We start from the raw sequence: 23,682 nt of genomic DNA, 5'->3' as shown, positions 1-23,682 counted from the left end.
CCCGTTCCTTCGTGCTGTGTCTATTCGGGTGGCCCGAACCATTCGGGGGTTCGGGCCACCCGGGGTCGGCTAGAAGCGGTAGCGGCGGCGCTGCATCGGGAGCGTTGCGATGACGGTCGCGCCGATGCTCTGGTGCCACTCCTTGATGCCTCCGCCGCGTCGCTTGGCCGCGTACATGGCGGCGTCTGCTCGGCGGATCAGGTCAACGGCGGTCACGTCATTGTGGTCCGCGAGAGCGAGCCCAAAGCTGGCGTAACAGCCAAAGTTCGTTGCCCCGAGAGTGACCGTCGTTGAGTCGAGCGCCTGGGCAGCGGCTTCGGCGTTGTTGCGGGCAGTGTGCATGCCGCCATCGACGATGATCATGAACTCGTCACCTCCCATCCGGCCGACCATCGTGCGCGGAAGGCGCAGTGCTCTCAGGGTGTCCGCCACCCGGCAGAGCACGAGGTCACCTGCGGTGTGGCCGTGCTCGTCGTTGATTTCCTTGAAGCGGTTGAGGTCGACAAGGGCAACGGCTACAGGGCGGGTCCGGTCGGCAAGTAGATAGTCAAGGTGCAGGAGCAGCGCGCGGCGGTTCGGCAGCCCGGTCAGGGCGTCGTGGTGGGCCTCGAAACGAGCGGTGATGAGATCGCCATGAAGCTTCCTGTTGCGTGCGAGGAGTGCGACGCACGACGCGGTGGTGCCCGCGAGCAGGATCGTGGAGGCGGTGAGCATGTGCGCTCTCCTTGGGTTGGGGGTTTGTGTGGTGTGCGGTGGGGGTTCGCCGTCCCCTCCGAACAACTATTACTCTACCCGGTCTTGGGTGCCGTGACTACCCTGTTTGGCCTGTTCGGACATCAGATTTTGATGATCTTGCCGGGTGGTTGCCGGCGGGTACGCCGACCAGCGCGCGAGGTGCGGTCGTGGCGCGTCCCCCCCACTTCTTCCGGCGGTGGGGGCGAGTTCACTCGACCCGTGGCGCGCGCAGTGGAGGTCAAGTTCGGGCGCGGGGTTTCGAGGAAAAGATCATGCGGGGTGTGCATGATGTTTTGTGAGCCGCGGCCGGACTTGACCGGAGCGAGCACGTCGCTAGCCTGTTCGGCCCCCACCGAAGGAGAAGGGGTTTGGGCAGTGCGGCCGTAGGCCGCTTCCGGTTTCCGGTCCGCTAGGACCGGGCCCGAAACCCGGCACCACCCCACGGCGGCCCAGTGCGGACCGCCGTCAGGTGGCGTTGGCTAACGGTCTGGGGTGGGCGGCTTGATCCGCTGTACCCGCTGCAAGAGTTCAATGGGGATCTCGGCCGCTGGGGTCCGGGTCCGGGGGTCGATGATCCTGTGATAGCCGGTCGTCCACAATAGGCGCCACGAGTGGGCCGCGTGTCCGGGACGAGCCCCGTGCGGGTCGCCGACAGATCCAGGGGTGTCCGACGCCTGGGCGCGGTAATGGCTCATGCGGCCCGCGATCATGGGGCACGCGGTCACGCTGTAGCGGGCGCACTCGGGGTGCATGGCCGGCTCGGTGCTGATCAGCCGTTCAAAGTCGACGGTGCGCATCGCGAAGATGAACAGCCGGTCCATCGGTTCGCCGCAGATCTGGCAGACCTGGTCAATGAAGGCCGTTCGCAGCCGGTCGGCGTCGATCGCTCCGAAGCGGTACCGGCCGTCGGGCATCTGCGCGGTGATCCACGGTACGACCAAGCCGCCGACGGTGGGGCGGTGTCGCAGCGGAACGGGAATGGGGATCTCGGGCATGAGGAGTCTTTCGGGCTGGATGGTGCCGGCCGGGTCGTCCGCCCGGCATCCTGGCGGTCGGAGAGCTGGGGTGGGCGTCGCCCGGCCTATCGAGCGATGTCCGCGCCGAAGCGGTGGACCATGTCGTCAAGCGGAATCGCTGCGCGGGTCGTGCTGCCGTCGTCGGCGACGCTGAACGCGTGGAAGACCTCGCCGGGCTGATGCGGCGTGTACTCGATGTGCTCGACCTCCCACGCGTCGAAGATGACGCGCAACATGGCATGGATGGTGGCGGCGTGCTCCCCGAGCGGTGTCTGCTGCGGGTTGGCCCTGCGGGCCAGTGCGCGGAGGAGTCGCTGCGTCCGTGACGGAGCGCGGGAGGGTACGTCGGTGACAATCACCGCGACGGAGAAGATGCCGGTGCGGTACACCCGTAGGGCGCAGGTGGCCAGGGTTCCGCTGCCGGTCGCGTAGAACAGCTTTCCCGACGTTTCGAGGGGAGCGGGGCCGGGAATGACCGGGACCGTGTGCGCGAATCCGGGCTGGTCGCGGGTGCCCTCCCAGGCTCGATCCGCCTCAAGGTCGGCGCGCAGGCTGTCGGGGACGACGGCGTACGGACGCACTGCCTCGATGATCGTGTCCGGGTCGGTGATGCGCGTTTCTACTCCGAGCCAAAGCGGCATGTAGTGGGGGTTGTCCTCGTTCAGCTCGCCCTCGTTGATCACCTGGGCGAAGTAGGTGTGTAGCGGGCGGTCCCACCCCACGACCACGATGTAGCCGCCCCGGTCGGGGAGGGCGTCGAGCCGGCGTCTACTCACGAGAAATCTCCTTGGGGTTTGGTGGTCGTCCTGGTGGGGTTCGCCGTCCCACCCGAACAACTATTACTATACCCGGTTCTATGTCGGGTGTCTAGCTGGGAAGCCGGACAAGAGCGGGGCGAGCGGGGGAGTCGCGTGCGGCGACTCCCCCGGGCGCTGTCACTGCTCGTTCTGGCTCCTGGGGTTGCCGAGCACGTGAACCTGTTGGTTCAGGATCAGCGGCGCGTCGTCCGGCCCCTTGATGTGCGGGCGTACGTAGGTGCGGCGGCGCAGCGTGCGACCGGGTCCGTAGGGCTGTTCTCGGTAGAACCCTTTGACCCACCATCGGCGGGTGTAGACGCGCGTCGACGTGTCGTCAGTGGCCTCGCGTCGTGCCTGCTGCTTGCGGCGCAGCCGCACGAGTCGTACGAGTGGGGCGGGCCGGTTCGCGCGTTGGTACGCCTTGCGGGTCGCCTTGTCGGCTGGCTCGTCGGTGACCTCCGCGTCCGGCTGCGTGATGAGGATCCACGTAGCGATCAGGGAGCACAGCATGACGCGGGTCTGTTCGCTGGCAGGCGTGTAGGGCTGGCCAAAACGCAGCCCTACGCCGGTACTCGCGGGCACTAGCCAGCCGATATCCTCGCGGAACTTCTGCAACTCGGGCTCCGTGAGCCGCTGGCGTTGCATGACGAGATCGGCTGGGCCGTAGAACGAAACCCAGACACCACCGGGAACCGGACCCCATTGCGCGGCGACGACCGGCACCACCATGCCGCTGATCGGCTCAATCGGCTGGTATACGGGCGTGTGCCAGATAAGCAGTCCGTCAGGGGCAGGCATCTCGACCTGCTCAATGCGAACGTCGGGTAGGTCGCGCGCAGCGTGCGCGGCCAGGGCGGTGAAGTCGGGGTCGATCCAGAAGATGCGCGCGTTTTCGACGTGGTTGGCCATGAGGGCGCAATGCTGCCGCAGCAGCTCCGGATTGTGGCGGTCGACGATGACGGCTGGCGCGTCCAGGGGAGCGCCAGGCAGCATGTGTCCGGGGACCTTGTACGTCTCGCCTCTGGCAAGCGCGTCAAGTAGGTGCTTCGGGCCAGTGTTGCGCCAAAAGCGTACGAGCCTGTCTCGCACCTTCGGCAGCATCTGCGGGCGGAGTGATCGAACTTCGGGAGTGGGGACCGCGTCGGCGCTGTCGGCAGTGCCGACGCTGCCGCGATGGGTGGTGCTGTTGGCCGCTGTTATCGGCTGCCGGGCGGGCGTGATGGGCGTGGCGGTGAACAACGCCCGGTGCATGGTGCGCAGGACTTGCACCGAAATGGTTCCGTCTCGGCGGCTAAAGCGCTTGTAGGCGCGTTGGGTGAGACCTTCGGGGTTCCGCTTCTCAACTAGCCGCGCGCACGTCTCGCACGCGTCCCACTTGTTGCCGAAGTTGTGCAACTGCGCGTCGGCGCGGTCGGTTGAGACCGCTAGGTCGACGTTTTCGAAGGCGAAGGTTGCTACAGGATGGGGTGCCGAGCAGAAGTCACACACGGGCTGCCAGTTGGCAAGTTGCGCCAGCGGGACGGGGTCCGGATCGTGGTCCTCGAAGCTGCGGCCGGGGTGGAGGAAAAACACCTCGTCCCTGGTGGTAACAGCCGTCAGGGATCGGCCGCAGATTCTGCAACCGTACTTGTTGGCCATCGGCTGGGGGCGGTCATGGATACCCATGCGTCTCCTTGGGTTGGGGGTTTGTGTGGTGTGCGGTGGGGGTTCGCCGTCCCCTCCGAACAACTATTACTCTACCCGGTCTTGGGTGCCGTGACTACCCTGTTTGGCCTGTTCGGACATCAGATTTTGATGATCTTGCGGGGTGGTTGCCGGCGGGTACGCCGACCAGCGCGCGAGGTGCGGTCGTGGCGCGTCCCCCCCACTTCTTCCGGCGGTGGGGGCGAGTTCACTCGACCCGTGGCGCGCGCAGTGGAGGTCAAGTTCGGGCGCGGGGTTTCGAGGAAAAGATCATGCGGGGTGTGCATGATGTTTTGTGAGCCGCGGCCGGACTTGACCGGAGCGAGCACGTCGCTAGCCTGTTCGGCCCCCACCGAAGGAGAAGGGGTTTGGGCAGTGCGGCCGTAGGCCGCTTCCGGTTTCCGGTCCGCTAGGACCGGGCCTGAAACCCGGCAGCACCGCACGAGTGGCGTGGGTGTTGCCGGATTCGAGTTCCGGGGAGAGCTACCGGCGCTGCTCTGCTTGATCGAGGATCGCCCACAGCGTCGCGCGCTTCCACCTGCGGCGGTGCCGGCCCCTGGGCCCGACGTTGTCTTCGTCGGCTTGGCGAAGCACGTCGTTGGGCAGGGCGTTCGGGCTGTTGTATCCCAGGACGCGTGCGGCCTCGGGGGCGCCGACGAGTTCGTTGGGGTCGCCGGAGCGGTCTGGGTGGCCCTGGGGTGTGGCGCGGGGCCGTCCGGTGTGGGGTGCGCCTTGCCCGGTGCGGCTGTCGGCGATGTCCCACACCGTGCGGCGCTTCCAACGCCGGCGCTTACGGCCGGTTGGGGTGAGGGATTCGTCGTCGACGCGCTCAAGCAGGAGCGGCCAGATTCGGTTTTGTCCTTGCAGTGAATCGGCGCTTTGGTAGCCCAGCATGTGAGCGACGGTGGTGCTGTTCACGAGCTCGTCGGGATCGCCGCTGCGGTCTACGGCGGCGCTCGCGGCGCGTCGGGCCCTATCTCGGGGCAGCTGGTAGGAGGTGATGTTCTCGGCGAGCCATTTGGTGCCGTCGACGCGTTCGGGAAAGCCGTTGGTGGCCCGCTCGCCGTAGAGCTTGTCCAGGTGGCTGAGGGAGATGCCGAGCATCGCTGCGGCCTCGGCGCGGCCTACGCGGCTGCTGTCGTCGGGATTGCGGGTGGCCATGCGCCGATGATGCCGTATCGGTTCGTTGGGTGGCCGCAGGGGCTGCGCGAGCCGCCCGACACGAACTTTGATCACTTTTCTGCTCCGGTGGGCGGTGGCGGGTGTCGTAGGATGGGCGGCACGTGCTCGGCGTATGGGCCTTTGGGGGCCTGTGTGGCGTCGGCACCAGGCGGCCGGGGGGAGTTCGCCAAACTAACCCCCCGGCCGTTGCCATGCCCGCTGACGTACGGCGGTGCGAGTGGTGGTGTCGCGCGGTCCGGTGGTGGCCGACCGGCGGGCGTTACTGGCGCGACGGCCTACGGGCGGCGAGGCGAAGGTAGCGGCGGGCGGTCCGGGCGAGTAGCCCGTACTGGGTGTCCCAGCGCGCGATGGTCCGCCCGCTCGGCAGGTGCCGCGCCGCATACTCGCGTTGCAGCGCGTTCCAGCCCCCGACGCACACGGGCATCGGCTCGGCCACCAGTTCCCAGCGCTCGCCGTCGGCCGACGTGACGTGGGCGTACCGCTCGCGGGTCAGCGACCATTGGTCGCCATCGGCGTTGAGGACGAGGCCGTGGTCGGTGCCGTCGCGGAACAGGTGCTGTCGGCCGGCGCAGTCGCGGATCAACACCACGTCTGCCCGTGCGTCGAGTGGCTGGGGCGGCGTTGCGGCGCACTGCCAGTGACCACACAGCGGCAGGTGGCGTCCCGCCGTGCGTAGGCGGTCGGTGAGGGGAGTGGGCGGCATGTCTGACTCCTTGAGGCAGGTGTGTGGGTTCCGGGAGGGGTTCGCCTTCCCACCGGAACAACCATTACTATACCCGCTTTCTGGGGTGTTGTCTACGTGCGGGCGGCGGTTGGGGTGCGGTGGCTTTGCCCGATGGTCAGCGACCGATGGGGCGGACGGCGGAGCTGGCAGGCCGATGCGGCTGGTTGCGAGCGGAGCGAGTGGCCGGGTCGGCCGGTGTCTGCGGGAGCAACGGTCTGTACCGGCGCGGACCGGAGCCCAGGGCTGGTTTGGCGGCGATCGGAAGTAGCTGCGGGGCGTCGGAGGGGTTGTCGTCGTTATGGCAGGCTGGTCCTGGTGCGTGGGGGGTTCCCCGCTTGGGTGGGTACGTTGCGCATCAATCCGACCGCCCGGCGGGGTTTGGCCCGAGTAGGCGTTCCTTGTCAAAGAAGGGGACCGCTCCGTACCGGCCTTTGAGGTACCTGCCTGCGACATCGTCCAAGGCGTTGCGCACTCTGAACTCCGTCAGCGGGTAGAGCCGGGTTGCGCCTGCCTGGTCTTTCTCGGTCAGCCAGACCTGATCCCTGGCGAGTCGTATGTTCTGGTGTCGGCCGAGTAGCCCGATGTCGTGTGTGGTGAAGATGATCTGCGCACCATGAGGATTGGTGTCGGCGCTATGGAAGAGGCCGACTATTTCAGCGGTGAGCAGGGGGTGCAGTTCGCGACCGAGGTTGTCGACGGCCAGTAGCCCGCCGGTGGCGAGGGCTTGGCCGATGAGCTGCAGCAGGCTGTAAAGGCTCTTGGTGCCACTGGACTCGGACCGCCAGGGAAGGCTGACCTGTCCCGTGTCCGTCGCAGCCGCGTGGAGTAGTTCCACCGTAGGACCGGGTGCTGTCGTCCGGAAGCCGTCGCTGGGTGGGGTCTCAGTCGGTGCGTCGTTCACCGAGTTTGCCGCAGGGATGTCGGCTCCGATGATGCCTAGATCGGCGAAGCGGAGCAGGGCGATCATCCATTTGTCGGGAAGGGCCTTCGGTGCCGGCGGGTCGTGCCGTAGCCCGGCCGTGGCCGTCTGACCGTGGGTAAACCAGCGGTAGATTCTTCCCAGTTGCGGATGGCTGGCTGCAGCGGCAGAGATGAAGAGGCTGTTAGGTCGCGTCGCGCGCGCGATCGATTCCCTCGGGCCGCTGAGGTTGTTGCCGAAGCGCATCTGGTCCGCGTCGCGTTCTGCGTACACCTGACGCCGTCCCTTGGGAAACGCGTAAAGCCACTCTCGCCTGACGGCCACATCGTCGAGCGAGAAGCCGTACTCGTATCGCACGTCGTCGAGTACAAGGTCGAAGACGAACTCACTGGGTCGGGCCGCGCTGTCGCGGTCGAGTCGGAACGGCTGACGGCCTGGGATCGGCTCGTCCGGCAGCCAGCGTTGGTGAGAGAGCCGGACAGCGTCTTGGGCGAATCCCAGGGCGTTGATCACGTTGGATTTTCCGGAAGCGTTGGGGCCGAAGATTCCGGCGGCTGGAAGCGCGCGCAGTTGTTCGCGCGGTACCGGCCGGGTGGCGACGTCCGGGTGCTCGTTGGCGGAGATCAGACTGATTTCCGCCTCGTCGCGCAGGGAGGCGAAGTTGGTCGTGCGGAAACGCAAGAGCATGGCGCGGTCAAGCTCCAATCGCCGGGACGCTCACCAGCGTACTTGTTTCAGGGCCCGAAGCGTCAATAACTGCCGCTTTGAGCTCTGAATCTGGCGGTGTCTGGGTCGGTCGTGACGGTTGGTTGGCGGTGAGGCGGTGGCGCAGCTCGGAGAGGGGGAGTCGGTGGCGTTGCCGTTGGTGCTGCTCGGTGAGGATGGCGACATCGCCGAGCTGTTCGCGTAGTTGGGCCTCGGCCGCTTCGGCGGCGGCGTAGTGGGCGGGGAGGACCTGCAGTAGCCGCGCCCAGTGGCTTTTGCCGGCCCGGACGCAGGCTCCGCCGCAGTTGTTGTGCGGTAGCCCGAGGTCGTACAGCCGCGGTGGGCGTAGCCCGAGTCGCCGGGCCCAGGCGAGCAGGTCGTCTTTGTTGAGGTGCGGCGGATCCAGCAAGGGGAAGTGGGTCGACCAGGGTTTCCAGCCGGCGGCGATGGCGGGTGAGCGGCGCCGGTCGCGGGGTGAGGCGTCGAGTCCGATGTGCAGGGTGGTGGAGTCGGGGTCTGCGTGAGTGTCGAGCCACTGCCGGCACGGGCGGATTTTGAGGGCGAGAGTGCAGGGCGCGACGCGGCTGTTGCCGAGGTAACGCACATCGCGGAAGAGCTGCCAGGGGGTGCGGCCGTCAGCAACGCGCGTGATGGGAACACCGAGTTGAGCGCTGCTGTCGTCCAGCCAGCGATACAGGTCAGGGTCTTCGGTGAGGACGTCAGCGAAGAGTAAGACCAGTCGGTCGGTGCCGTGTTTGGCGGCGACACGTTGCGCGGCGGCCCAGCTTGCGATGCCTCCGGAGTATTGGACAACGTGCAGGCGGTCGGCAGAGCTGCCCGATCCAGGGAGGGAGGGTGGAGTTCTTGAGGGCATGGTGGTCCGTTCGGAGCGTGGCCTGTGGTGACGCGGTCATTGCGTGCCGGTCGGACGGCGGGTGAGCGCCGAGCCGGGGGAGGCGAGGGGGCGGCGCGTGAGCGCCCCTCGTCGGAGCCGGGGCGCTCGATGCGCCCCGGCTCCGTCACCGCGCGTCAGGTTTGGCGGTGCTCGGTGACGCGACGAACGACCAGGGGTGTCGGCGCGGCCGTTGCGGTGGTGGTGGCCGTGCCGGTCGGGGGCCTGGTATGACCCCCGACCGGCAGGCTTATGCGGCGAGCGAGCTTTCCAGCTCGGACCCCGAGGGCTGGTCGCTGTCGTCTCGGAGGGCGCGGGTCGGCCCTTCGTCCGGTCCGTCCGCGCTGGTGGTGGTGTCGATGGTGTCGGCGTCGCCTCCGATCAGCAGTTCGTCGGGCTCTGGGGCGGCGACCACACTGAGGCCGGCGCGCTGCTTCGTGCGGTTAGCGACGCCGTCGATGATGAGCTGTTCGACCTCGCCGACCTGGAAGCCGTTCGCGACGCACCACTGCAACCACTTGGCGACCGCCGGGTCGGGTGCCCGCCACGAGGATCGGGTGATGCCGCTTTCATTGGCGGCGGCGATGGCCGCGAGAGAGATGACGGAGTAGCGGCCGTCGCTGACGCCCCGGGCGGGAACGCGCTTGGTGCCGGGACGCTTGGCCTTGCCCGGCGACAGAAGGTCGTCGAGCATTTTCCGGCCGCCGTTGACCCAGGTGGAAAGGATGTAACCGGAGTCGGCCAGCATGTCCGCGATCAGCTTCGCCGTGCCCTTGGGAGGGGTCTTGGCGGTCAGGAACGTGGCCAGCCATTCGCGGCGGACCTTGTTGGCGATCTCCATGGCCTTGTTGTTCCCGATGACCAGCCGCCGTTCCGCCTTCTCCTCCTCGGTCATGGGACCGCTGCGAGTGGAGGTGACAGCGTGGGCGGGAAGAGCATGGCCGTACTTGCGCCAGTCGGTGCAGTAGCTCGTCTCCGACAGCCGGTCGCCGTAGGCGAGGAACAGCCGAACAGCGTGCCCCGGGCAGTCGCTGTGCGCCTCGGCGTCGACGCGGTTGCCCTCGGCGTCGCGCAGGTCGGTAACCTCCTTGATCTTGGGGTCGTTGTACCGAGGGTGTTCGGACAGCAGCGTCACCCCGGCGGTGGCGAGTTCGGCGCGGCGGGCCGCCTCTGCGGCGATGGCGGCGCGGGCGCCGCGATAGTGCTCTACCGCACGGGCGAACGCGAATGGGCCTTCTTCGGCCTCCTCTAGCAGTCTTTCGACGCGGTTGGGTTCGTCGGCGAACTCCGCGAGTGCGGCGACCTGAGTGAGGTCCAGGCCGAGGGTCTGCGTGCGCTCGGCGGTGCGCTTGTCCAGGGTGGCGAGTTGCCGACCGGCCTTGATGTGCTCCGGTTGGTAGCCGGTGCGCTCGGCGATGTCCTTGTCGCTCATGCCGTCGAGGGCGAGTTGTTCGATGGCTCTCGCCTGCTGAGTTGCGGTGAGTTCCGTACGGTGAACCTGCCGAAGCATGCTGATGATCTGCTCGCGGTTGGCGGCCAGGTCCTCGCGAACAATGACCTGGATCCACTCCTGGTCGGCCTCGACGGCGGACCGGTAACGCTGCTCGCCGTCGATGATCAGATACGGGCCGTTCTCGTCCGGTCCGAGCGGGACGACGATGAGAGGTGAGAGGAGGCCGCGAACGCCGTCCTGGTGCAGGTTCTGCACGATGCCGGGCAGGGCCTGCGCATCGTCGCGGGCGTTGCCGGGGTTCGGCTGGATGTTCTTGACCCGGACCATGCGGTGCCGGCCGGGTAGGGCGGGGGCTTCCTGGGCCTCGTCGGTGTCCTCGACGCCTGCGTCGGTAGCGGTTGCTCCGTCGGCTTCGGTCAGGGATACGGCGTCTTGGGGGCTGTTCGGGGCCTCGGTCTCAACCGGCGGGTCGAGCTGCTGTGCGGGTGCGGTTTCCGTAAGCACGGTTCGTGCTCCCTTCGGGCTGTGGGTGTGTTGGTTGTCCGGTCGCGTCTGGGGTTGCCGTCCAGAGCGCGCCGGGGCTTGCGGGGTTGTTGTCGGTAGCGGCGGTGGCGGGCTGCGCGCCGTGCGCTGTGGAGTTGTCAAGGAACGGTGTTCGATCCGTCAGGCCGCTGTAGGCAGGGCTGTGAGGTGCGGGCGGCTGGGCGGGGACGGCATCGTGCATCCAGCGCATGTGCCGTCATCCCAGCGGTGCGGGCTCGCGCCGTCGCCTGCCGGGCAGGGGCGACACTGCAGATCGGTGATCTCCGCGCGGTTCAAGCAGATCGGGCATAGGCCCCAGTTGGCGGTCGGCGGACCGGAGATGAGGATGTCGCAGTCAGCGCAGCACCGGCCCGCTTGCCGAAGGGCGCGACCGATGATGTCCGCCGTGGCGATCGCACGGTGGGCAGCGGCGGGAAGGCTCCTCCACGCGGCAGTCGCCTGTACGCGCTGCCAGTCGTCCTCGCTCAGCGCCGGGCTAGGGAGGCTGGCCGGGTCGTCGGCCTGGGCTTTCAGGTATTCCTCAACCTCGATGCGGCCGAACAGGGGGCCGGTCCAATGGAAGGTGCGGGCGAGAACGGATACGAGGTGCCGAGCGTCGGGCTCGCGCAGGTTGCGGGGTAGCGACACACCGTGAGGTAGCCCGATGAACATAGGCATGGTTGCTCCATCAAGGGTGGAAGGACATCGCGAGGCGGCACGCGGAGCACTCGCGTACGGGTGCGGACCCGAGGTGACGGACGAGCCGGCGATGAGCTGGCTCGGCCGGGGGGCCGGGTGCCGGCGGAGCGGCACCCGGCGAGGCCGGTCAGACCGTGGCCGCGATCTCCATGGCGCGTACGCCGACGCTTTCCATGTCGAACGCGGCGTCGGGGTCGCTGAGCGTCTGCGCCGCGCTGGTGACCGCGTGCAGCATTCCTCCGGCGGTGCGATCCCCGCCGTCGATGAAGTGGTTCAGAATCAGCCGCTGCTCATCCTCGGTGAACCGCAGCCGCTGCCCAACAACCCGAATGGTGGTGTCGGGGTCGGGAATCCGCCGACCCGCCTTCTCTTCAAGCTCCTCGATCTTGCGACGGACGTAACGGACGTCGAGAAAGCGGCGTACCGCGTCGCGGGCCTGCTTGCCGATGAGACTGAGGTTTGCCTCGTGGGTGTCGTTGCTCCACCGGATCGTGCCCTCGTCCATCTTCGCGCCCAGGTGCACGGAGCGCAGCGCGTCCTTGGTGATGGTGACGCCGTTGTCGCAGACCTCCACGACCATGCGAGGGGTAACACTCATGGCACCGGAGCCGGTTTCGCTGTTGGCAAAGACGATTCCCGCGAAAACGGTCGGGTTGTCTGCGCCGGTTGCTCCGGTGAAGGGACTGCGGTAGTTGCGCAGCAGGGTGGGGGCGAGGGACTTGATGGCCTCGGAGTGGACCCGGACGACCATGCGTCGCTCGCTCAGGTCGCACGCGAGTTCCACCCGCAACCCGGACTCGCGGATGCCGGACAACACCGACATCAGCACGTCGAGGTGGTCAATGATCTTGTACCCGTCGCTGAGGAAGGCGCGCAGGATTCCGCCGCCGTTGCCGTCTGAAAGGCAGCGGGCGAGGTATCGCTTCCCGTGCTGGAGATCAAGCCAGCCGTTGACGTTGGCGTCGTAGAGGTGCAGGGCCTGGGCGCGAGTCTTGCGCAGGTAGGCGGTCGGGATGCCGAGCTTTTCGCCGATTCCAGCGTCGCCGATTTCGGTAGGCAGGTACCGCCCATCGGCGGGAGTGACGCCGGTGTCGGTGAGGATCGGCTCTGCGCCCGTGATGCGAAGATGGCCGGCTTCGGCGCGCAGCATTCCGGTGCCGGCTACGATGTCGAGCTTGTGGCTGTGCTGGGCGTTGAGGATGGCGGTCAGATCTGCCAGGCTGGCGTGTCGGGCGGTCAGGGGAATGGTGTGGAGCGTTCCACTCACGGTGATTTCCTTCGGTCGGGAATCGTTGGTATTCGGTCGGGGGTTGCCGCCCCTCCCTCATGTATTTAATGATACATGACGCGGTCCTTTGTGTCTAGTTGGGGCCGTTCTCTCGAATGGGATTCTGGGTGGCGGGGTCGTTGTGCCCGGTTGGCCCGGTGGTGGCGGATGGCGGGAGGGGGCGCGGGTGATCCGGAATGAGTTGCAGCTGCGCGTATCGCAGAGTGGCGGTTGCCGCCTGGATGGTCTCAAGAACACCGATGAGCGCGGTGTCGTTGGCCTCTGCGGCGAGGTCCGCCAGTTCGCTGTTACGGATTTGACTGAGCGTGAGATCGCGTAACGCCTCAGACACGCCGTTATGGAGGCTGTGGCGACCCAGCGTCATCAACTGTGCTTTCGTGTAGGGCTCGCTTCGTATGACGCACATGCACCAGCAGGTGAGGTCAAGGGAGTCGAGGTGTTGGTGCCAGTTTGTGGGCTCCGTCTCCGGGTGGAGGGCAAGGATGAGGTCGCGGCGAGTGGCGACGTCGTAGGTGTTCTGAATGATGGTCGGTCGCCGATAACGCTGAGTGCGGGGCTTTGTGCAGTCGTTGCGATGCACCTCGGGTTGGCGGCGTGGAAACTGGACGTGCACGAGCTGCATGGGTCACCTTGTTGTTGGCTAAATTCGGTGGTGTGGGTTTCCACAACCAATGTATTTAATGATACATGATTACCGGAGTCCGTGCTATTCGGGTCGGTCTCTTGGGGCGCGTTTCGCGCATCCGTGCGCGAGGTTGAAGATTCTTCCCGGCGGCCTGATCTTCGATCCACCATGTTCGGGGGTGAGTCGCAAGCCCGGGGTGTGGGTTTGCGACTCACCCCCGAACATGGTTGTCCCTTGGGGCAGGCCGCCGGGAAGAATCGACGCTGCCCTGACTCATCCCGGAGCCTGCCTCGCCGGCGAGGCGCCGCGGTTCAGCGGCGGGACGCTGACCCGGCGGGAGGCCATCGGCCGGAGGCCGATTCGAGACGCAGAGACGACGAGGGCTGCGTCCGGGGCTAGTAGCCGGAAGTAGGGGCGGACGCCGTTGCGCCCGGCCCTGGGGACTGGCTTGCTCCGTACCCCTCGGGGCGCTGAACCTTCCCCGTCCTACTGTTGATCCACGCCTGCACTCGGTGGCGTTTCCAGTATCGGATCATTCCCTGTGCAGGGGCCGGCTCTTCGACGTCAAACCGGGGAAGGTAGCCATCCTCGCCGCGGTCCCACGCCGCTCTGCTGAGGCCGACGTAGTAGTCCCATGTCCCTTGGCTGATGCCGAGAATCTTCCGAAACTCGGTCGCGGAGATCAGTGCCTCTGGATCGCCGACGAGGTCGACGCAGTGAACGCGTGCTTGACCCGCCTCGACGATTCGCGGCAGGAGGATGTCCCGGACGTTTTCCAGCTCGTCGACGGGAAACCATGACTTCTTGTCCTGCTTAACCGGCGCTGGCCAGCCGGAACCCTGCTCTCGCTGCTTCGGTGATGTCTTGAGTCGGACGGTCGCCTCGGACCGCCGGGTCAGCTCGGCTGCGCCAGCAATGTCGGTGTGTGGGCGGCCACCGATGTAGCGGATCTCCATGTCTGTTCCTGCCCGCGAGTGGCCAGCGGCTGGAACGACCGGGGGAACAACGTCCGCGAACGAACGAAGTGGCAACCCCCCGGCCGCGTGAAACAACCAACGCTCCCAACACCACGCCGCGAATGCGGTGTGGGGCCGAAGAGGTTCCGATGGTAGCAGTCCGTCGACGACCGTCACGGGAACGGACCACCGGCGCAGGACGCAGCTCAGGGAGCGGATGGCCAGAGCCATCCGGGAAAGGCCCAATCTGTCGGAGCCCGGCGGGCGTGACGCATGCTGGTGGTGGTCTGCCGACAGGCCTAGCCGCCTGCCGCAGAAGCCGGGGTCCTGGGGGTCGTCGGGGTCTTCATGCAGGCCTGGTCGCTTCATTGGGGGCAGCGATGGTTCGGGAGGTGACGTATCGTCGATGGGACGGCGCTGCTCGTTCCCCCGTGCGAGCAGCGCCGCCCCATGGGCGTCAGCCGATTGCGGTCTCATCTGCCCAAGCCGGCGGGGAACTGCTGGTTGGTGGCGTCCTCGCCGCGCGAGAAACCAGAGCGCGCGCATGACGGCCTGTCTCCGCCTGCGGCCCTCCCGCCGCCGCTACCGTCGCCGGCTATGAACCGCATTGCCATCATCGGCTGTGGTGGGGCCGGGAAAACTGTCCTGACTCACCGCCTCGCTGCCCTGCTCGATCTCCCGGTCATCAACCTCGACGCCATCTACTACGACGAAAACTGGAATGGAAAAACCAAGGACGAATTCGCCGCCATTCAGCGCCGGCTGGCCGCGGCCGACCGATGGATCATCGACGGCAATCATGCCTCCACCCTGTACATCCGGGTGAATCGAGCAGACACGGTCATCTTCCTCGACGCGCCCGCCTGGACTTGTCTCTGGGGCATCGTCCAGCGCCGCTGGCGCTACTGCGGCGGCCAGCACCCTGACGGCGTCTACGACCGCATCACACTCTCGTTCATCCGATACATCATTGGCTACCGCAAGAAGATGAGGCCGCGCATCGCCGCCGTCATCCGCGAGCACGGGCAGCACGCCCAGTACGTGACCCTCACCAGCCGACGGCACGCCACGCAACTCCTGGGTAGCATCGGCGCCAATCGACCCTGAGCCGCCATGGCGGTCGCAGTCCGGATCTGCCGGCGCTGCCGCCTCGGATGGTCCGAACAGCCCTTACGCTGCCCCGTTACCAACGGCGCGGACTCGCGCGAGCCGGCTTGGCGGCGCTGCGCTCCGTGCACTCCGGCTTGGCCTGGCAGACCCTTAGACAGCGCCTGTCGGAAGCCGAGCGTTTTGGCCGCTGTCGGCAGACACGCGCCCGGCGGCTACCGACCCGGCGGTAGGTGCTCGCACACCGCAATCGCGTGTGTGTTCGTACCCGGCTCGGGCGCTGAGCCTACGTTCGGTGCCGGTCAAGCGTCCCGTACTCTCCCGCCGACCGCTGCAGTCGCAACCTGCTCATCGAACGCATGTACGATCCGGTGGTGACGGAGGAGGTAGTGAGGCGGTGGTGGAACGGCGTCTGGGGACGCCTGACCCGGCGCGATGTGTGGCTGATCCGTCAGACGCGATGGAAGGTGGTGGCTCGTACTGGAGACAGCGAGACCGGGCAAGTGCTGCGCTGGACGTACGATTCAAAGGAGGAGGCGGCGGCGATGATCGATCGTCTCTTGCGCGCCGACTCCGCAGGGCGGTGGCGCGAACAGCAAGGTGGCACGCCGCCTTAGAAGCCGATGTGGCCGCGAATCAAGCGGCACGTTGTGCAGCAAGGTGAGGCGGGCGGGCAGCGAGGTTAGGCACCGCCGCGCCCCACCGGTGGACGTGCCGGTGCCTTCTATCCCGACGTAAATGCAGCGTCGAATAGGTGATCAGCGTCCGGCCGTCGCGTCATACTCGGCGACAATTTCTCGGGGGATCCGGCCTCGATCCGAAATTTCCTTGCCGACCCTCTTGGCCCAGTCTCTGATCGCCTTGTTCTGATCCCGATTCGTGACTCCGCCCGTACGGCCACCACGTAACCTGCCCACACCCGCCGCGCTGTGGCTGCCTCGTGCGGACCGCGCGACGCCGCCTCGTCCCACCTTGAGGCCGTTGGCCGTGTACGGCGAGAACACGTCGCGCAGCTTCGCGGCATTTGCGGCCGACAGGTCGATCTCGTACTGAACGCCGTCGAGGGCGAACTTGACGGTTTCGTCGGCGCTTCCGCCGTCCAGGTCGTCGACCAGCTGGTGAATGACTCGCTTAGCCACCGCCTCGTCCTTCCTAATTCTGCAGCATGTGTACTAAAACAGTAACCTCCCCTGCGGCTTTGACGAAATGGGGTCTCGGTCGCTGGCAATGTTTGCCCAGTAACTCCGAGGTGGATCAGCTGATGTCGGCGGCGTCGGAGCCGGCGTCAGGCGATGGACCTAGGGTCCACGAAAGCACCGCCGGAGGGCGCTGTGCTCCGGTGTTGAATCGCTAGTTCGTCGCCCGGCGCACCCGCGCAGTTGGCTACCCGTGGTCGCTGACGGCCGCGCCGAACTGTTGGTGGCACCGACCGTCGCGACGGTCGGTGGGCGGTAGGTGTTCGAGCGGGATTGGTGCGGTACGCGGGCCAGAGGCGCGATTCGCCAGCTCCGCCTCGCGCGTCGACGCGAACGCTGAGGCGAGGTCGGTGGGAGGCGCCTCAACGACGTCATCCACGCGGCGACCCGCAGGCAAGGGTCGGATCGGCGGCCGGCGCCGCAGTGCCGTTTGGCAGGCCGACTATGTTCATCCCGGCGGCGAGGCTCAGGCGTGCACGCGATGGTGGGTGAGGGCAGCCCGCTGGCGTACCGCGTCTCGGAACTGCTTCAGCACTAAGCCGGACGGCTCGGCGGGCGGGCCGTGTTCGTCAATCTCGTTGGTGTAGACCACGAGGCAGGCGCGGATGCCGTCAAGGAGGTGTTCGAGTAGATCGCGGCTGGGGCGGCGAGGGTCCAGCGGAGTGAGCGGCTCTAGTAGGCCGGCGAGGGCGATGTCGCGGTCGCGTGGCTTAAGCCGTTGAACCTGGTCACGGGCGGCATCGACGAGTGCGGGCAGGCCTACCGGGTCGGGGTGCCGGCCGGCGGCGACGATGTTCGCGTCGGCGAGTAGCTCGGTCACGATGTCGCGTGGTGTGTCCTGCTCAAGGATGGCGCGCACGATCATGGTGGGCACCTCGACGGAGACGGCCTCGATGTCGTCGGCGTAGCTGAACACGCTGGTGGCATCGAGGTCGGCCTTGTCGGCGGTGACCTCGGCGGCAGCGGTGAGCCAGTGCGCGGCGGCGACGCAGGAGGCCGCCGGGTCGATGGCCGTCCACAGTTGGGGCGTGCCGAGGGGTTGCTCGTGTAGGAGACGGTCGGCGGCAGCGACCTGGACGGGGGAGGGGTCGATGTGGTTGAGCGCGACGGCTTGAATGGCTCGGCCGGTGATGTCTCCTAGTCCTGCGCGCTGTACGGCAGTGATTTCGTGGGTCACGTCGGTGGTGACGGCCGCGGTGACGGCGGGGTCGGCGATGGTGTGCAGGACACGTCCGCTGGTGTGGGCCCACTCCATGACGGGGTCGTAAGAGATGAGCAGGGCACCCTCGTCGTCGGGAAGGTTGGGGTTGGTCAGCGCCTCCACGACATGGGACATGCCGTCGCCGCGTTCCTGCTGTCGCATCTGCTGGTTGGGGTCGCCGGTCGACTCTTGGTCGGTGTATGTGTGCCACATCGCCTGCGACAGCTGGGTCAGTGCATCACACAGTTGGGTGGCGAGCTCACCAAGGCCGGCAGCGATCGGGCAGACCGTCGTGGCTTGGTGGCCGCGTCCGGTGGGCCAGGTCGCGAGTAGCGTCGATTTGGTCCCGTCGTCGAGCAACGCGTAGAAGGTCACCGGACCTGGCCCTAGAACGTGCCCGCCGCCGGCCGGCGGTCGCGAGGGCCCCATTATGCCGGGGACGCTGGTTCCCGTTAGTGAACCACGACCTTGACGCGCTGGAACTACGTCTTTTCGAAGGCGTTGTGGATTTGTCGATGTTCAGGCGATCGTTGCGCCATCTGGCACCTAGGCCGACGCCGCGTCAACTGTAAACAGACGGCCGTCCTCCGTGAGCCAACCGCCGGACAGCTGCTTCCCGAACAGACCTTTGCCAGCGTTCAACCCGATCAAGTGCCCGCCGCCGGCACTCCCGGGCGAGTGGCGGACGCAGTCTCAGTTAGCCGGGGAGCTGGGTTGCCCGGTGGCCGCCAGTCGTGCCAGGCGGCTGGTGATCGCTGCCTGGTTGCGGCCGTGCTCTTTCATCAGCTCCGAGGTGTCCGCGCCCTCCGCGGCGCGTTGGGCGAGCCGCTTATCCTCCTCGGGCGTCCACGGCATGTGTGAGTTGGGATGGACGGCGCGGAGGTCTTCCATTCTGTAGGCCGGCGTTCGCGGCGGCGTCGGCGGCCGGCTGGTAGTCGGGCCAGGGAATGGGGCCAGGCCCAGAGCATGCAGCTTGTACCGGATGCTGTTACCCGTCCTCCCCAGGTCGCGGGCGATCGTCTCGGCGTCAGCCCCTTCGTGGTGGCGGCTGGCCACGTACGCGGTCTCCTGCTCCGACCATGACCGGGCACGACGCGGCGAGGGCGGACGCGTCGACGGTCCGGGGTTCGTCAAGGCCGCTAGAAACACCCGCGCAACCAGCGACAGATCACCGCCCGGCAGGTACCCGGCGAACTCGGCGATGAGGTTGCCGGCGTTGTCGGCGCCGATCACCTCGACGTTCGGGCCGTCAACACCCGTGGTGAGCGTCAGCGTGTAGTGGCGGCCGGCGTCGCTGACCTCCCAAGACAGTGTGGCCGGAGGCGCCAGCCTCTTGGCCACGGGCCTGCCGGACGCGGGCGGGGCAGGGTCGTTCGTGGGCGGCGGCCAGGAGTTGATGGGCAGCCGATGTAGGTCAAGACCGAACAGGAGTTCGTCCACCTCGACGGTGCCGTAGTGCACCGAGCCGTCATCGAGCCGGTAGGCGACCTCACCGGCCACCCGATCTTCGATGCTGGCCACCGCGACGCGCAGCCTCTGCCCGGCGAATGGGCCGTCGACCCCGGGATCGGTGGCCCCCGGCCGGAACGTCAACGTCGCGTACGTTGCTGGGCCCATCCCCTGGTAGGTCCTGCCAGGGTCGCCATGCCAGCCGCCACCCTCGTCCTCAATCGCATAGATCAACGCCACGAACGCACCTTACGGTCGACCACTGACAGTTTCAAAGATGTCGCCTTACGTGACCCACCGCTCTGCTGGTGTGTCGTGCCCGTAGCTTCGACCAGCAGCTCCCCGACGGGGCCTAACCGGGTTCCTGTTCGGGCCCGGCGGCGTGCCCGGCGCGGTGATGGCGGCGGCATCGGCGCTGGCAGGGCTGGTCAGTTTCGGCTAGGAGGGCGCTCAGGAAGCAACAGGGCGGTGAAGGCTCTGAGCGCCGCCTGCGCCCGATCCAGCCCTGCCGGCCCGAACGCGAGGGCGTACATCCGCGCGGCGAACTCCCCGAGGTGGATAGTGGTCGCGCCGTCCGTTGCCGCGATGGCCTTCGCCGACGCCGTGCCGTGCGGGTCCTCGCGCTGACAGCGAGCAGCTCTGGTCCGTGGCTGGTCCGGCGAATCGCCGGGCAGCCACGGCATCGATTCCTGCGGCAAGGGGGATGCATGGAATAAAGTGCTATCGATAATGAAAAGAGGTCAAGGTGGACACCACTGCGGAGACGGAAGAGCTTGAGCGGCTCGCTCGGCTTCACCTGTCAGCGGCCCGTGCCGCGCTCGAGCATTGGCGCGCAGCCGGCGGGTTCGAGGTCGAAAGCAGTGCGATCAGGAAGTTCAACGCCGCCTACCCAGTCGTGGCTCACGCGATGGCGCAGGTCACCGCGGCACTCTCCCTGCACGATCAAGGCTTGGTCTACGCCGCGCGGGTCAACGCCCGCGTCGCGCTTGAACACGCCCTCGCCGCGCAGTGGGTGGTGCACACCGCGGGCGGCGAGGACGAGATCATCGGCTCGATGAACCGCATCCACCGCAACATCGTTCAAGACCTCCAGCGGGGCGGAACCATCATCCCACCGCAGCTGCGGGGGGATCTCCAGCATCCGCCAGGCGAGCCCCAGTTCGACCTTCCCGCGGTCGCGAGGGAGGTCGATGGTGGGACCCAAAGTATCTAGCCTCTGTTCCGGGATCTCGCGGGCGCCGTTCACGTCAGCCTCGCGACGCTGACCTCCTACCTGCACTGGCGAGGAGAACATCAGGTTCCGGCGCTACGGCCGAGTGGTGGGACAGGTCTCGATACTGAGCAAGTTCTCGCGCTCGGATGGAGCGCGCTACTAGCAGTCAGCGCAATTGAGCGTCTCCGTAAGGGGCAACCTCACTTGGCGATGATTCATCAGCTCGGACGGGATCACGAACTCGTGCCAGATCTGCAGCCCGCGGGGTCGACGCCCTCCGTCGGAGGCCCATAGATGCGTTCCTGCATGACCCGGCGTCTCCTACGGAGTGTCGACGGACCAGGTTGTCACCTCATCCGGGTTTAGGTCTGGCCGCAGGCGTAGGTACCGGACCGGGTGACGGTAACGGCCGTTCTCGTACGCCTGATCCGCGATGATCTCGGCGACCACTGACGGTGTCACGGGGAGGTAGGCGAGGGGCTCGGCGCGGTCGAACTGGCCGAGCCAGGTCGCCGGGAGCGGCTGCGGCCAATGGTGCCGTGCGTCCTGCGCGATCGGGGTGACGAGGCCGGCGAGTTCGTGCCGTTGCGGAGCGGTCAGTGCTGCGCTGCTACCGATGTAGCGCAGCTTGCCGCGAGCGTCGCGCCTGCCCAGCAGCACTGCCGAAGGCGCGTCGCGGGTACCGACGACGCCACCGATGATCGCTTCGACCGTATTCCTGATCTTGAACTTCCACCAGCCGCTACGCCGGTAGGTGCCGGCCAGATCCTTGATGATCAATCCCTCGCAGCCCAGCGGTGCGTACGCCTCAAGCCACAGCAGCGCCTCGTCGTAGTCGAGGGTCTGCGGACACACCTGTAACGAGGAGGGCTGCCGGGCCAGTAGTTGCTCCAGTCGGGCACGGCGTCCTGCGAACGGGAGGCTGCGTAGATCGCCGGAAACATCGTGCAGCAGGTCGAAGGCGACGTAGGTGACCGGTCGGGCTCGGACCTGCTCGGCGAGCGCCCGGCCTGAGGTCACCCGCCGCTGTAGCGCGGCGAAGGAGGTGCGGCCGGCGGCTTGGTCGAAGTAGATCAGTTCACCATCGAGCACGACACCAACGGGTAGCCGGGACAGGGCCGCGACAACGTCGGGGAAGTACGGGGCAAGGGCTTTGAGCGAGCGGGACTGCAGCTCGACGCCCGGACCGGTCACGAACGCGGCAGCACGCCAGCCGTCCCACTTCACCTCGTACGCGCAGCCACCCCGACAATCTTGAGGTGTCGGCAGCTGGGATAGGCCGGCGGCGCGCATCAACTCGATCGGTGGTCGCAGCATCAGTGTCCCCCGTCGCCAACGCCCCGACGCTAGGTTGATCGCGGCGCACTGGAGACGGAATCCGTCGAACCGCACCCGTAGGGGGCAGCCTGCGTCCTGGCGACGCTAGGGCTCGTCGGCTGTTGCGCGATTGGCAGCAGCTCTCGCGGCGTAGGAATGCCAGTCACTGGCAGCGGCACGCTGCCAATCAACGGCGCTGCTGATGTCGATGCCCAGGCCAGGGGGCGAGCAGACCCGCGGGTAGTTCTACGGCGAGTTGCAGCAGCGCGGCGGTGCGAGTGGCGCGGACCGGCACTCCGGCATCGCGCAGCCGTCGCCGAGCGTGACCGGCTTTGACTGTGGCCGTGGTTGTCGAGTACAGACGGCGCCGCCACGCGCCCGGATAGGTGAGGGCGATTGCGCCCTCCGGTGCCTCGGCGTGGGCGCACGCGGCACGGCCGGCGGCACCCATCTCAGCGAACGCCACGCCCGTTTCCGTCTTCCGGATGCCGGTCGCCGGGTGGCACGCCGGATCTGATGCGAACCAGATGGTCTACGAGGTCGTCTACTGCGGCGTGTACCTGTGCGCCGTGCCGGCCGTGGGGGTCGAGCCAGGGCTGGCCGTCGACGCGGAGCCACTCCAGGGCTTCGTGGATGGCCTCAGCGAGGGCGTAGCCGGCGTAGCGGCCGATCCAGTCGTTGTCGGTGCGGTCGGGGCGCAGCTCGTCGAGGTCTCTGCTGTCTTCCCAGTACCCGGACGCGGCGATCGGGCCGTCGTAGGCGCAGGGGATGTCCGGGCCGGTGAGTTCGCCGGGGGAGAAGCGGCGGGTCACGGGGGATCGGGCGTAGGTGAGTTGGTAGCTGACGCGGGCGCTGGCAGCGACGGCGGCCGGCTCGGTGTCCGGACCGCCGAAGCGGTCGGCTTCCTCGCGGGGCAGGGCGTCGTCTGTCATCGCGTGACCTTGTCGGCGTCGTAGCGGGTGAGCCGCTCGACGTAGGCGGCGAGGGATTCGGCGACGTCGGCGGCGCTCACAAGCTCGCCGTCGTCGGCGATGCCGTACAGCTGTGAGTACCAGCGGGGGTCGTCCTCGGCCATGTGTCCGTGGACGGCGACGAAGCCGGCGGGCTCCTGGTACAGCGAGATGACGGTGCCGTTGGGCCAGCGCCGCTCGTGGCGGATGTACTGGCGGCCATGCTTGGGGTTGGCGGTGCGCGACACCGGCGGGTAGGCGGTGAAGCCGAGGTCGTGGAGGGCTGCGGCGACTCCGGCGACGTGTGCGCGGGCCGGCTCGCGGGTGCGGTCCTCCAGGGCGACGATCAGTCGTTGCCGCGTCGCTTCATCGGCGGGGGACTGAACGACGGTGCTGCGGCGCCCGGTCAGCGAGGTGACCTGCTCGATGTCCTGGTGGTCGAATACGCCGCGCACGGTGGAGGTCGAGGCGTGCATCGCGCCGGCCAGGGCCTCCAGGGTGTACGGACGGGGGGCGACGCACTCGCGGGCGTAGCCGACCAGGAGACGGATGTGGCGCTCGGCCTCGTCGCGGACGCGGACCTGTTCGGCGAGGGCGTGCAGCAGGGGGTCGATGTCGTGGCGCTCGGCCAGGGTGCGCAACTGCGCCGCGGTGCCCTCGCGGGCGGCGTCGACGTCCTGGCGGTAGTGCTCGGTCGCCTCGCGCTCGGCGTCGTCGGCATCGAGGCGCAGCAGCGGGGGTGGGTGAAGGAGACGGGCGACGTCATCAATGAGATCCGGCATGTCCGCAACATAGCGCGGCTTCTGCCAAGTAGTAAAGAGGCAAACTACTTCACTATTCCTTGCGCAACTCGTATAGGCGTGGTGATCGTGTTCGAGGCGCCATCCGCTCGGCGCGTCGGCGCGCAGCTGCGCGCCGGCGGAGGACCACACCTCGTCGAGGTCAGGAGCGCCGTCCAGACACTGATGCACCAAGCTTGTGTGGCTCGCCGTCACCCCGGTACCCGGAAGTAGACCGCCGGAGATGACGCCCTATCTACAGGTAGGTTCCCGC

General features: G+C 67.4%; 22 protein-coding genes. 3 read left to right on the top strand and 19 right to left on the bottom strand.

The features are described 5' to 3' along the window. Window positions 1–69: 69 nt before the first annotated feature. From QCZ28_RS12670 to QCZ28_RS12610, 13 genes are all read right to left on the bottom strand, one after another. A complete protein-coding gene (locus QCZ28_RS12670) occupies window positions 70–714 on the bottom strand; it encodes a GGDEF domain-containing protein (RefSeq protein WP_279516844.1) in 645 nt (214 codons plus the stop codon). 500 nt (window positions 715–1,214) lie between these two features. Continuing rightward, a complete protein-coding gene (locus tag QCZ28_RS12665; protein ID WP_279516843.1) occupies window positions 1,215–1,730 on the bottom strand; it encodes a hypothetical protein in 516 nt (171 codons plus the stop codon). An 86-nt stretch (window positions 1,731–1,816) separates the two neighbouring features. Continuing rightward, window positions 1,817–2,527 (bottom strand): hypothetical protein, encoded by a 711-nt coding sequence (locus tag QCZ28_RS12660; RefSeq protein ID WP_279516842.1) that lies wholly within the window; start codon window positions 2,525–2,527, stop codon window positions 1,817–1,819. A gap of 159 nt (window positions 2,528–2,686) precedes the next feature. Then, the gene (locus tag QCZ28_RS12655) at window positions 2,687–4,213 is read right to left on the bottom strand and encodes a hypothetical protein (RefSeq protein ID WP_279516841.1); all 1,527 of its coding nucleotides are present in this window, start codon (window positions 4,211–4,213) and stop codon (window positions 2,687–2,689) included. 501 nt (window positions 4,214–4,714) lie between these two features. Further along, entirely contained in the window at window positions 4,715–5,392 is a 678-nt protein-coding gene (locus tag QCZ28_RS12650) for a hypothetical protein (RefSeq protein ID WP_279516840.1), read from the bottom strand. Between the two features lie 280 nt (window positions 5,393–5,672). Beyond that, window positions 5,673–6,116 (bottom strand): hypothetical protein, encoded by a 444-nt coding sequence (locus tag QCZ28_RS12645; protein WP_279516839.1) that lies wholly within the window; start codon window positions 6,114–6,116, stop codon window positions 5,673–5,675. Window positions 6,117–6,492: 376 nt separating this feature from the next. Further along, a complete protein-coding gene (locus QCZ28_RS12640) occupies window positions 6,493–7,761 on the bottom strand; it encodes an ATP-binding protein (RefSeq protein ID WP_279516838.1) in 1,269 nt (422 codons plus the stop codon). Next, window positions 7,751–8,635, bottom strand: coding sequence for a hypothetical protein (locus QCZ28_RS12635; RefSeq protein ID WP_279516837.1), 885 nt, complete (start codon window positions 8,633–8,635; stop codon window positions 7,751–7,753). Before QCZ28_RS12635 ends, QCZ28_RS12640 begins: the two co-directional genes overlap by 11 nt. Before the next feature lie 268 nt (window positions 8,636–8,903). Beyond that, window positions 8,904–10,610: a ParB N-terminal domain-containing protein gene (locus QCZ28_RS12630; RefSeq protein WP_279516836.1), complete on the bottom strand. Its 1,707-nt coding sequence runs from the start codon at window positions 10,608–10,610 to the stop codon at window positions 8,904–8,906. A 159-nt stretch (window positions 10,611–10,769) separates the two neighbouring features. After that, complete coding sequence (locus tag QCZ28_RS12625; protein ID WP_279516835.1) at window positions 10,770–11,306, bottom strand: hypothetical protein; 537 nt, start codon at window positions 11,304–11,306, stop codon at window positions 10,770–10,772. A 148-nt stretch (window positions 11,307–11,454) separates the two neighbouring features. Beyond that, complete coding sequence (locus QCZ28_RS12620) at window positions 11,455–12,594, bottom strand: DUF932 domain-containing protein (protein ID WP_279516834.1); 1,140 nt, start codon at window positions 12,592–12,594, stop codon at window positions 11,455–11,457. A 94-nt stretch (window positions 12,595–12,688) separates the two neighbouring features. Beyond that, window positions 12,689–13,237, bottom strand: a complete 549-nt coding sequence (locus tag QCZ28_RS12615; protein ID WP_279516833.1) for a hypothetical protein — start codon at window positions 13,235–13,237, stop codon at window positions 12,689–12,691. A gap of 398 nt (window positions 13,238–13,635) precedes the next feature. Further along, a complete protein-coding gene (locus tag QCZ28_RS12610; RefSeq protein ID WP_279516832.1) occupies window positions 13,636–14,196 on the bottom strand; it encodes a hypothetical protein in 561 nt (186 codons plus the stop codon). Between the two features lie 597 nt (window positions 14,197–14,793). Here QCZ28_RS12610 and QCZ28_RS12605 point away from each other — a divergent pair. Further along, window positions 14,794–15,303: a topology modulation protein gene (locus QCZ28_RS12605; protein ID WP_279516831.1), complete on the top strand. Its 510-nt coding sequence runs from the start codon at window positions 14,794–14,796 to the stop codon at window positions 15,301–15,303. Between the two features lie 374 nt (window positions 15,304–15,677). Further along, window positions 15,678–15,920 carry a hypothetical protein gene (locus tag QCZ28_RS12600; protein ID WP_279516830.1) on the top strand — a complete coding sequence of 81 codons (243 nt, stop codon included), beginning with the start codon at window positions 15,678–15,680 and terminating at the stop codon, window positions 15,918–15,920. A gap of 141 nt (window positions 15,921–16,061) precedes the next feature. Here the strand turns inward: QCZ28_RS12600 and QCZ28_RS12595 are convergent, their stop codons facing one another. The 3 genes from QCZ28_RS12595 to QCZ28_RS12585 form a co-directional block, all read right to left on the bottom strand. Continuing rightward, window positions 16,062–16,442 carry an Lsr2 family protein gene (locus QCZ28_RS12595; protein WP_279516829.1) on the bottom strand — a complete coding sequence of 127 codons (381 nt, stop codon included), beginning with the start codon at window positions 16,440–16,442 and terminating at the stop codon, window positions 16,062–16,064. A 523-nt stretch (window positions 16,443–16,965) separates the two neighbouring features. Next, the gene (locus tag QCZ28_RS12590; RefSeq protein WP_279516828.1) at window positions 16,966–18,075 is read right to left on the bottom strand and encodes a hypothetical protein; all 1,110 of its coding nucleotides are present in this window, start codon (window positions 18,073–18,075) and stop codon (window positions 16,966–16,968) included. 318 nt (window positions 18,076–18,393) lie between these two features. Then, window positions 18,394–19,389, bottom strand: a complete 996-nt coding sequence (locus QCZ28_RS12585; protein ID WP_279516827.1) for a hypothetical protein — start codon at window positions 19,387–19,389, stop codon at window positions 18,394–18,396. Between the two features lie 505 nt (window positions 19,390–19,894). Between QCZ28_RS12585 and QCZ28_RS12580 the strand changes: the two genes are divergently transcribed. Continuing rightward, window positions 19,895–20,362 (top strand): hypothetical protein, encoded by a 468-nt coding sequence (locus QCZ28_RS12580; RefSeq protein ID WP_279516826.1) that lies wholly within the window; start codon window positions 19,895–19,897, stop codon window positions 20,360–20,362. Window positions 20,363–20,683: 321 nt separating this feature from the next. On the opposite strand, the gene QCZ28_RS12575 is transcribed toward QCZ28_RS12580, so the two are convergent. From QCZ28_RS12575 to QCZ28_RS12565, 3 genes are all read right to left on the bottom strand, one after another. Then, window positions 20,684–21,679: an ATP-dependent DNA ligase gene (locus tag QCZ28_RS12575; RefSeq protein ID WP_279516825.1), complete on the bottom strand. Its 996-nt coding sequence runs from the start codon at window positions 21,677–21,679 to the stop codon at window positions 20,684–20,686. Window positions 21,680–22,131: 452 nt separating this feature from the next. Beyond that, window positions 22,132–22,611: a hypothetical protein gene (locus QCZ28_RS12570; protein ID WP_279516824.1), complete on the bottom strand. Its 480-nt coding sequence runs from the start codon at window positions 22,609–22,611 to the stop codon at window positions 22,132–22,134. Then, on the bottom strand, window positions 22,608–23,411 hold the full coding sequence (locus QCZ28_RS12565) for a hypothetical protein (protein ID WP_279516823.1): 804 nt from the start codon (window positions 23,409–23,411) through the stop codon (window positions 22,608–22,610). The genes QCZ28_RS12570 and QCZ28_RS12565 overlap by 4 nt, the downstream gene beginning before the upstream one ends. Between the last annotated feature and the right edge of the window lie 271 nt (window positions 23,412–23,682).

The sequence above is a fragment of the Micromonospora sp. DH14 genome, assembly GCF_029809455.1.
Classification (GTDB): Bacteria; Actinomycetota; Actinomycetes; order Mycobacteriales; family Micromonosporaceae; genus Micromonospora; species Micromonospora parva.
Note: the sequence above shows the minus strand (reverse complement) of the source record. Positions and strands in the feature narration are given on the sequence as shown.

Excerpts from the sequence above, each read along its gene's own strand:
- QCZ28_RS12565 (WP_279516823.1), bottom strand. The coding sequence starts at position 23,411 with ATGCCGGATCTCATTGATGACGTCGCCCGTCTCCTTCACCCACCCCCG.
- QCZ28_RS12670 (WP_279516844.1), bottom strand. The coding sequence starts at position 714 with ATGCTCACCGCCTCCACGATCCTGCTCGCGGGCACCACCGCGTCGTGC.
- QCZ28_RS12645 (WP_279516839.1), bottom strand. The coding sequence starts at position 6,116 with ATGCCGCCCACTCCCCTCACCGACCGCCTACGCACGGCGGGACGCCAC.
- QCZ28_RS12610 (WP_279516832.1), bottom strand. The coding sequence starts at position 14,196 with ATGGAGATCCGCTACATCGGTGGCCGCCCACACACCGACATTGCTGGC.
- QCZ28_RS12615 (WP_279516833.1), bottom strand. The coding sequence starts at position 13,237 with ATGCAGCTCGTGCACGTCCAGTTTCCACGCCGCCAACCCGAGGTGCAT.
- QCZ28_RS12605 (WP_279516831.1), top strand. The coding sequence starts at position 14,794 with ATGAACCGCATTGCCATCATCGGCTGTGGTGGGGCCGGGAAAACTGTC.
- QCZ28_RS12575 (WP_279516825.1), bottom strand. The coding sequence starts at position 21,679 with ATGCTGCGACCACCGATCGAGTTGATGCGCGCCGCCGGCCTATCCCAG.
- QCZ28_RS12650 (WP_279516840.1), bottom strand. The coding sequence starts at position 5,392 with ATGGCCACCCGCAATCCCGACGACAGCAGCCGCGTAGGCCGCGCCGAG.
- QCZ28_RS12570 (WP_279516824.1), bottom strand. The coding sequence starts at position 22,611 with ATGACAGACGACGCCCTGCCCCGCGAGGAAGCCGACCGCTTCGGCGGT.
- QCZ28_RS12625 (WP_279516835.1), bottom strand. The coding sequence starts at position 11,306 with ATGCCTATGTTCATCGGGCTACCTCACGGTGTGTCGCTACCCCGCAAC.
- QCZ28_RS12635 (WP_279516837.1), bottom strand. The coding sequence starts at position 8,635 with ATGCCCTCAAGAACTCCACCCTCCCTCCCTGGATCGGGCAGCTCTGCC.
- QCZ28_RS12655 (WP_279516841.1), bottom strand. The coding sequence starts at position 4,213 with ATGGGTATCCATGACCGCCCCCAGCCGATGGCCAACAAGTACGGTTGC.
- QCZ28_RS12665 (WP_279516843.1), bottom strand. The coding sequence starts at position 1,730 with ATGCCCGAGATCCCCATTCCCGTTCCGCTGCGACACCGCCCCACCGTC.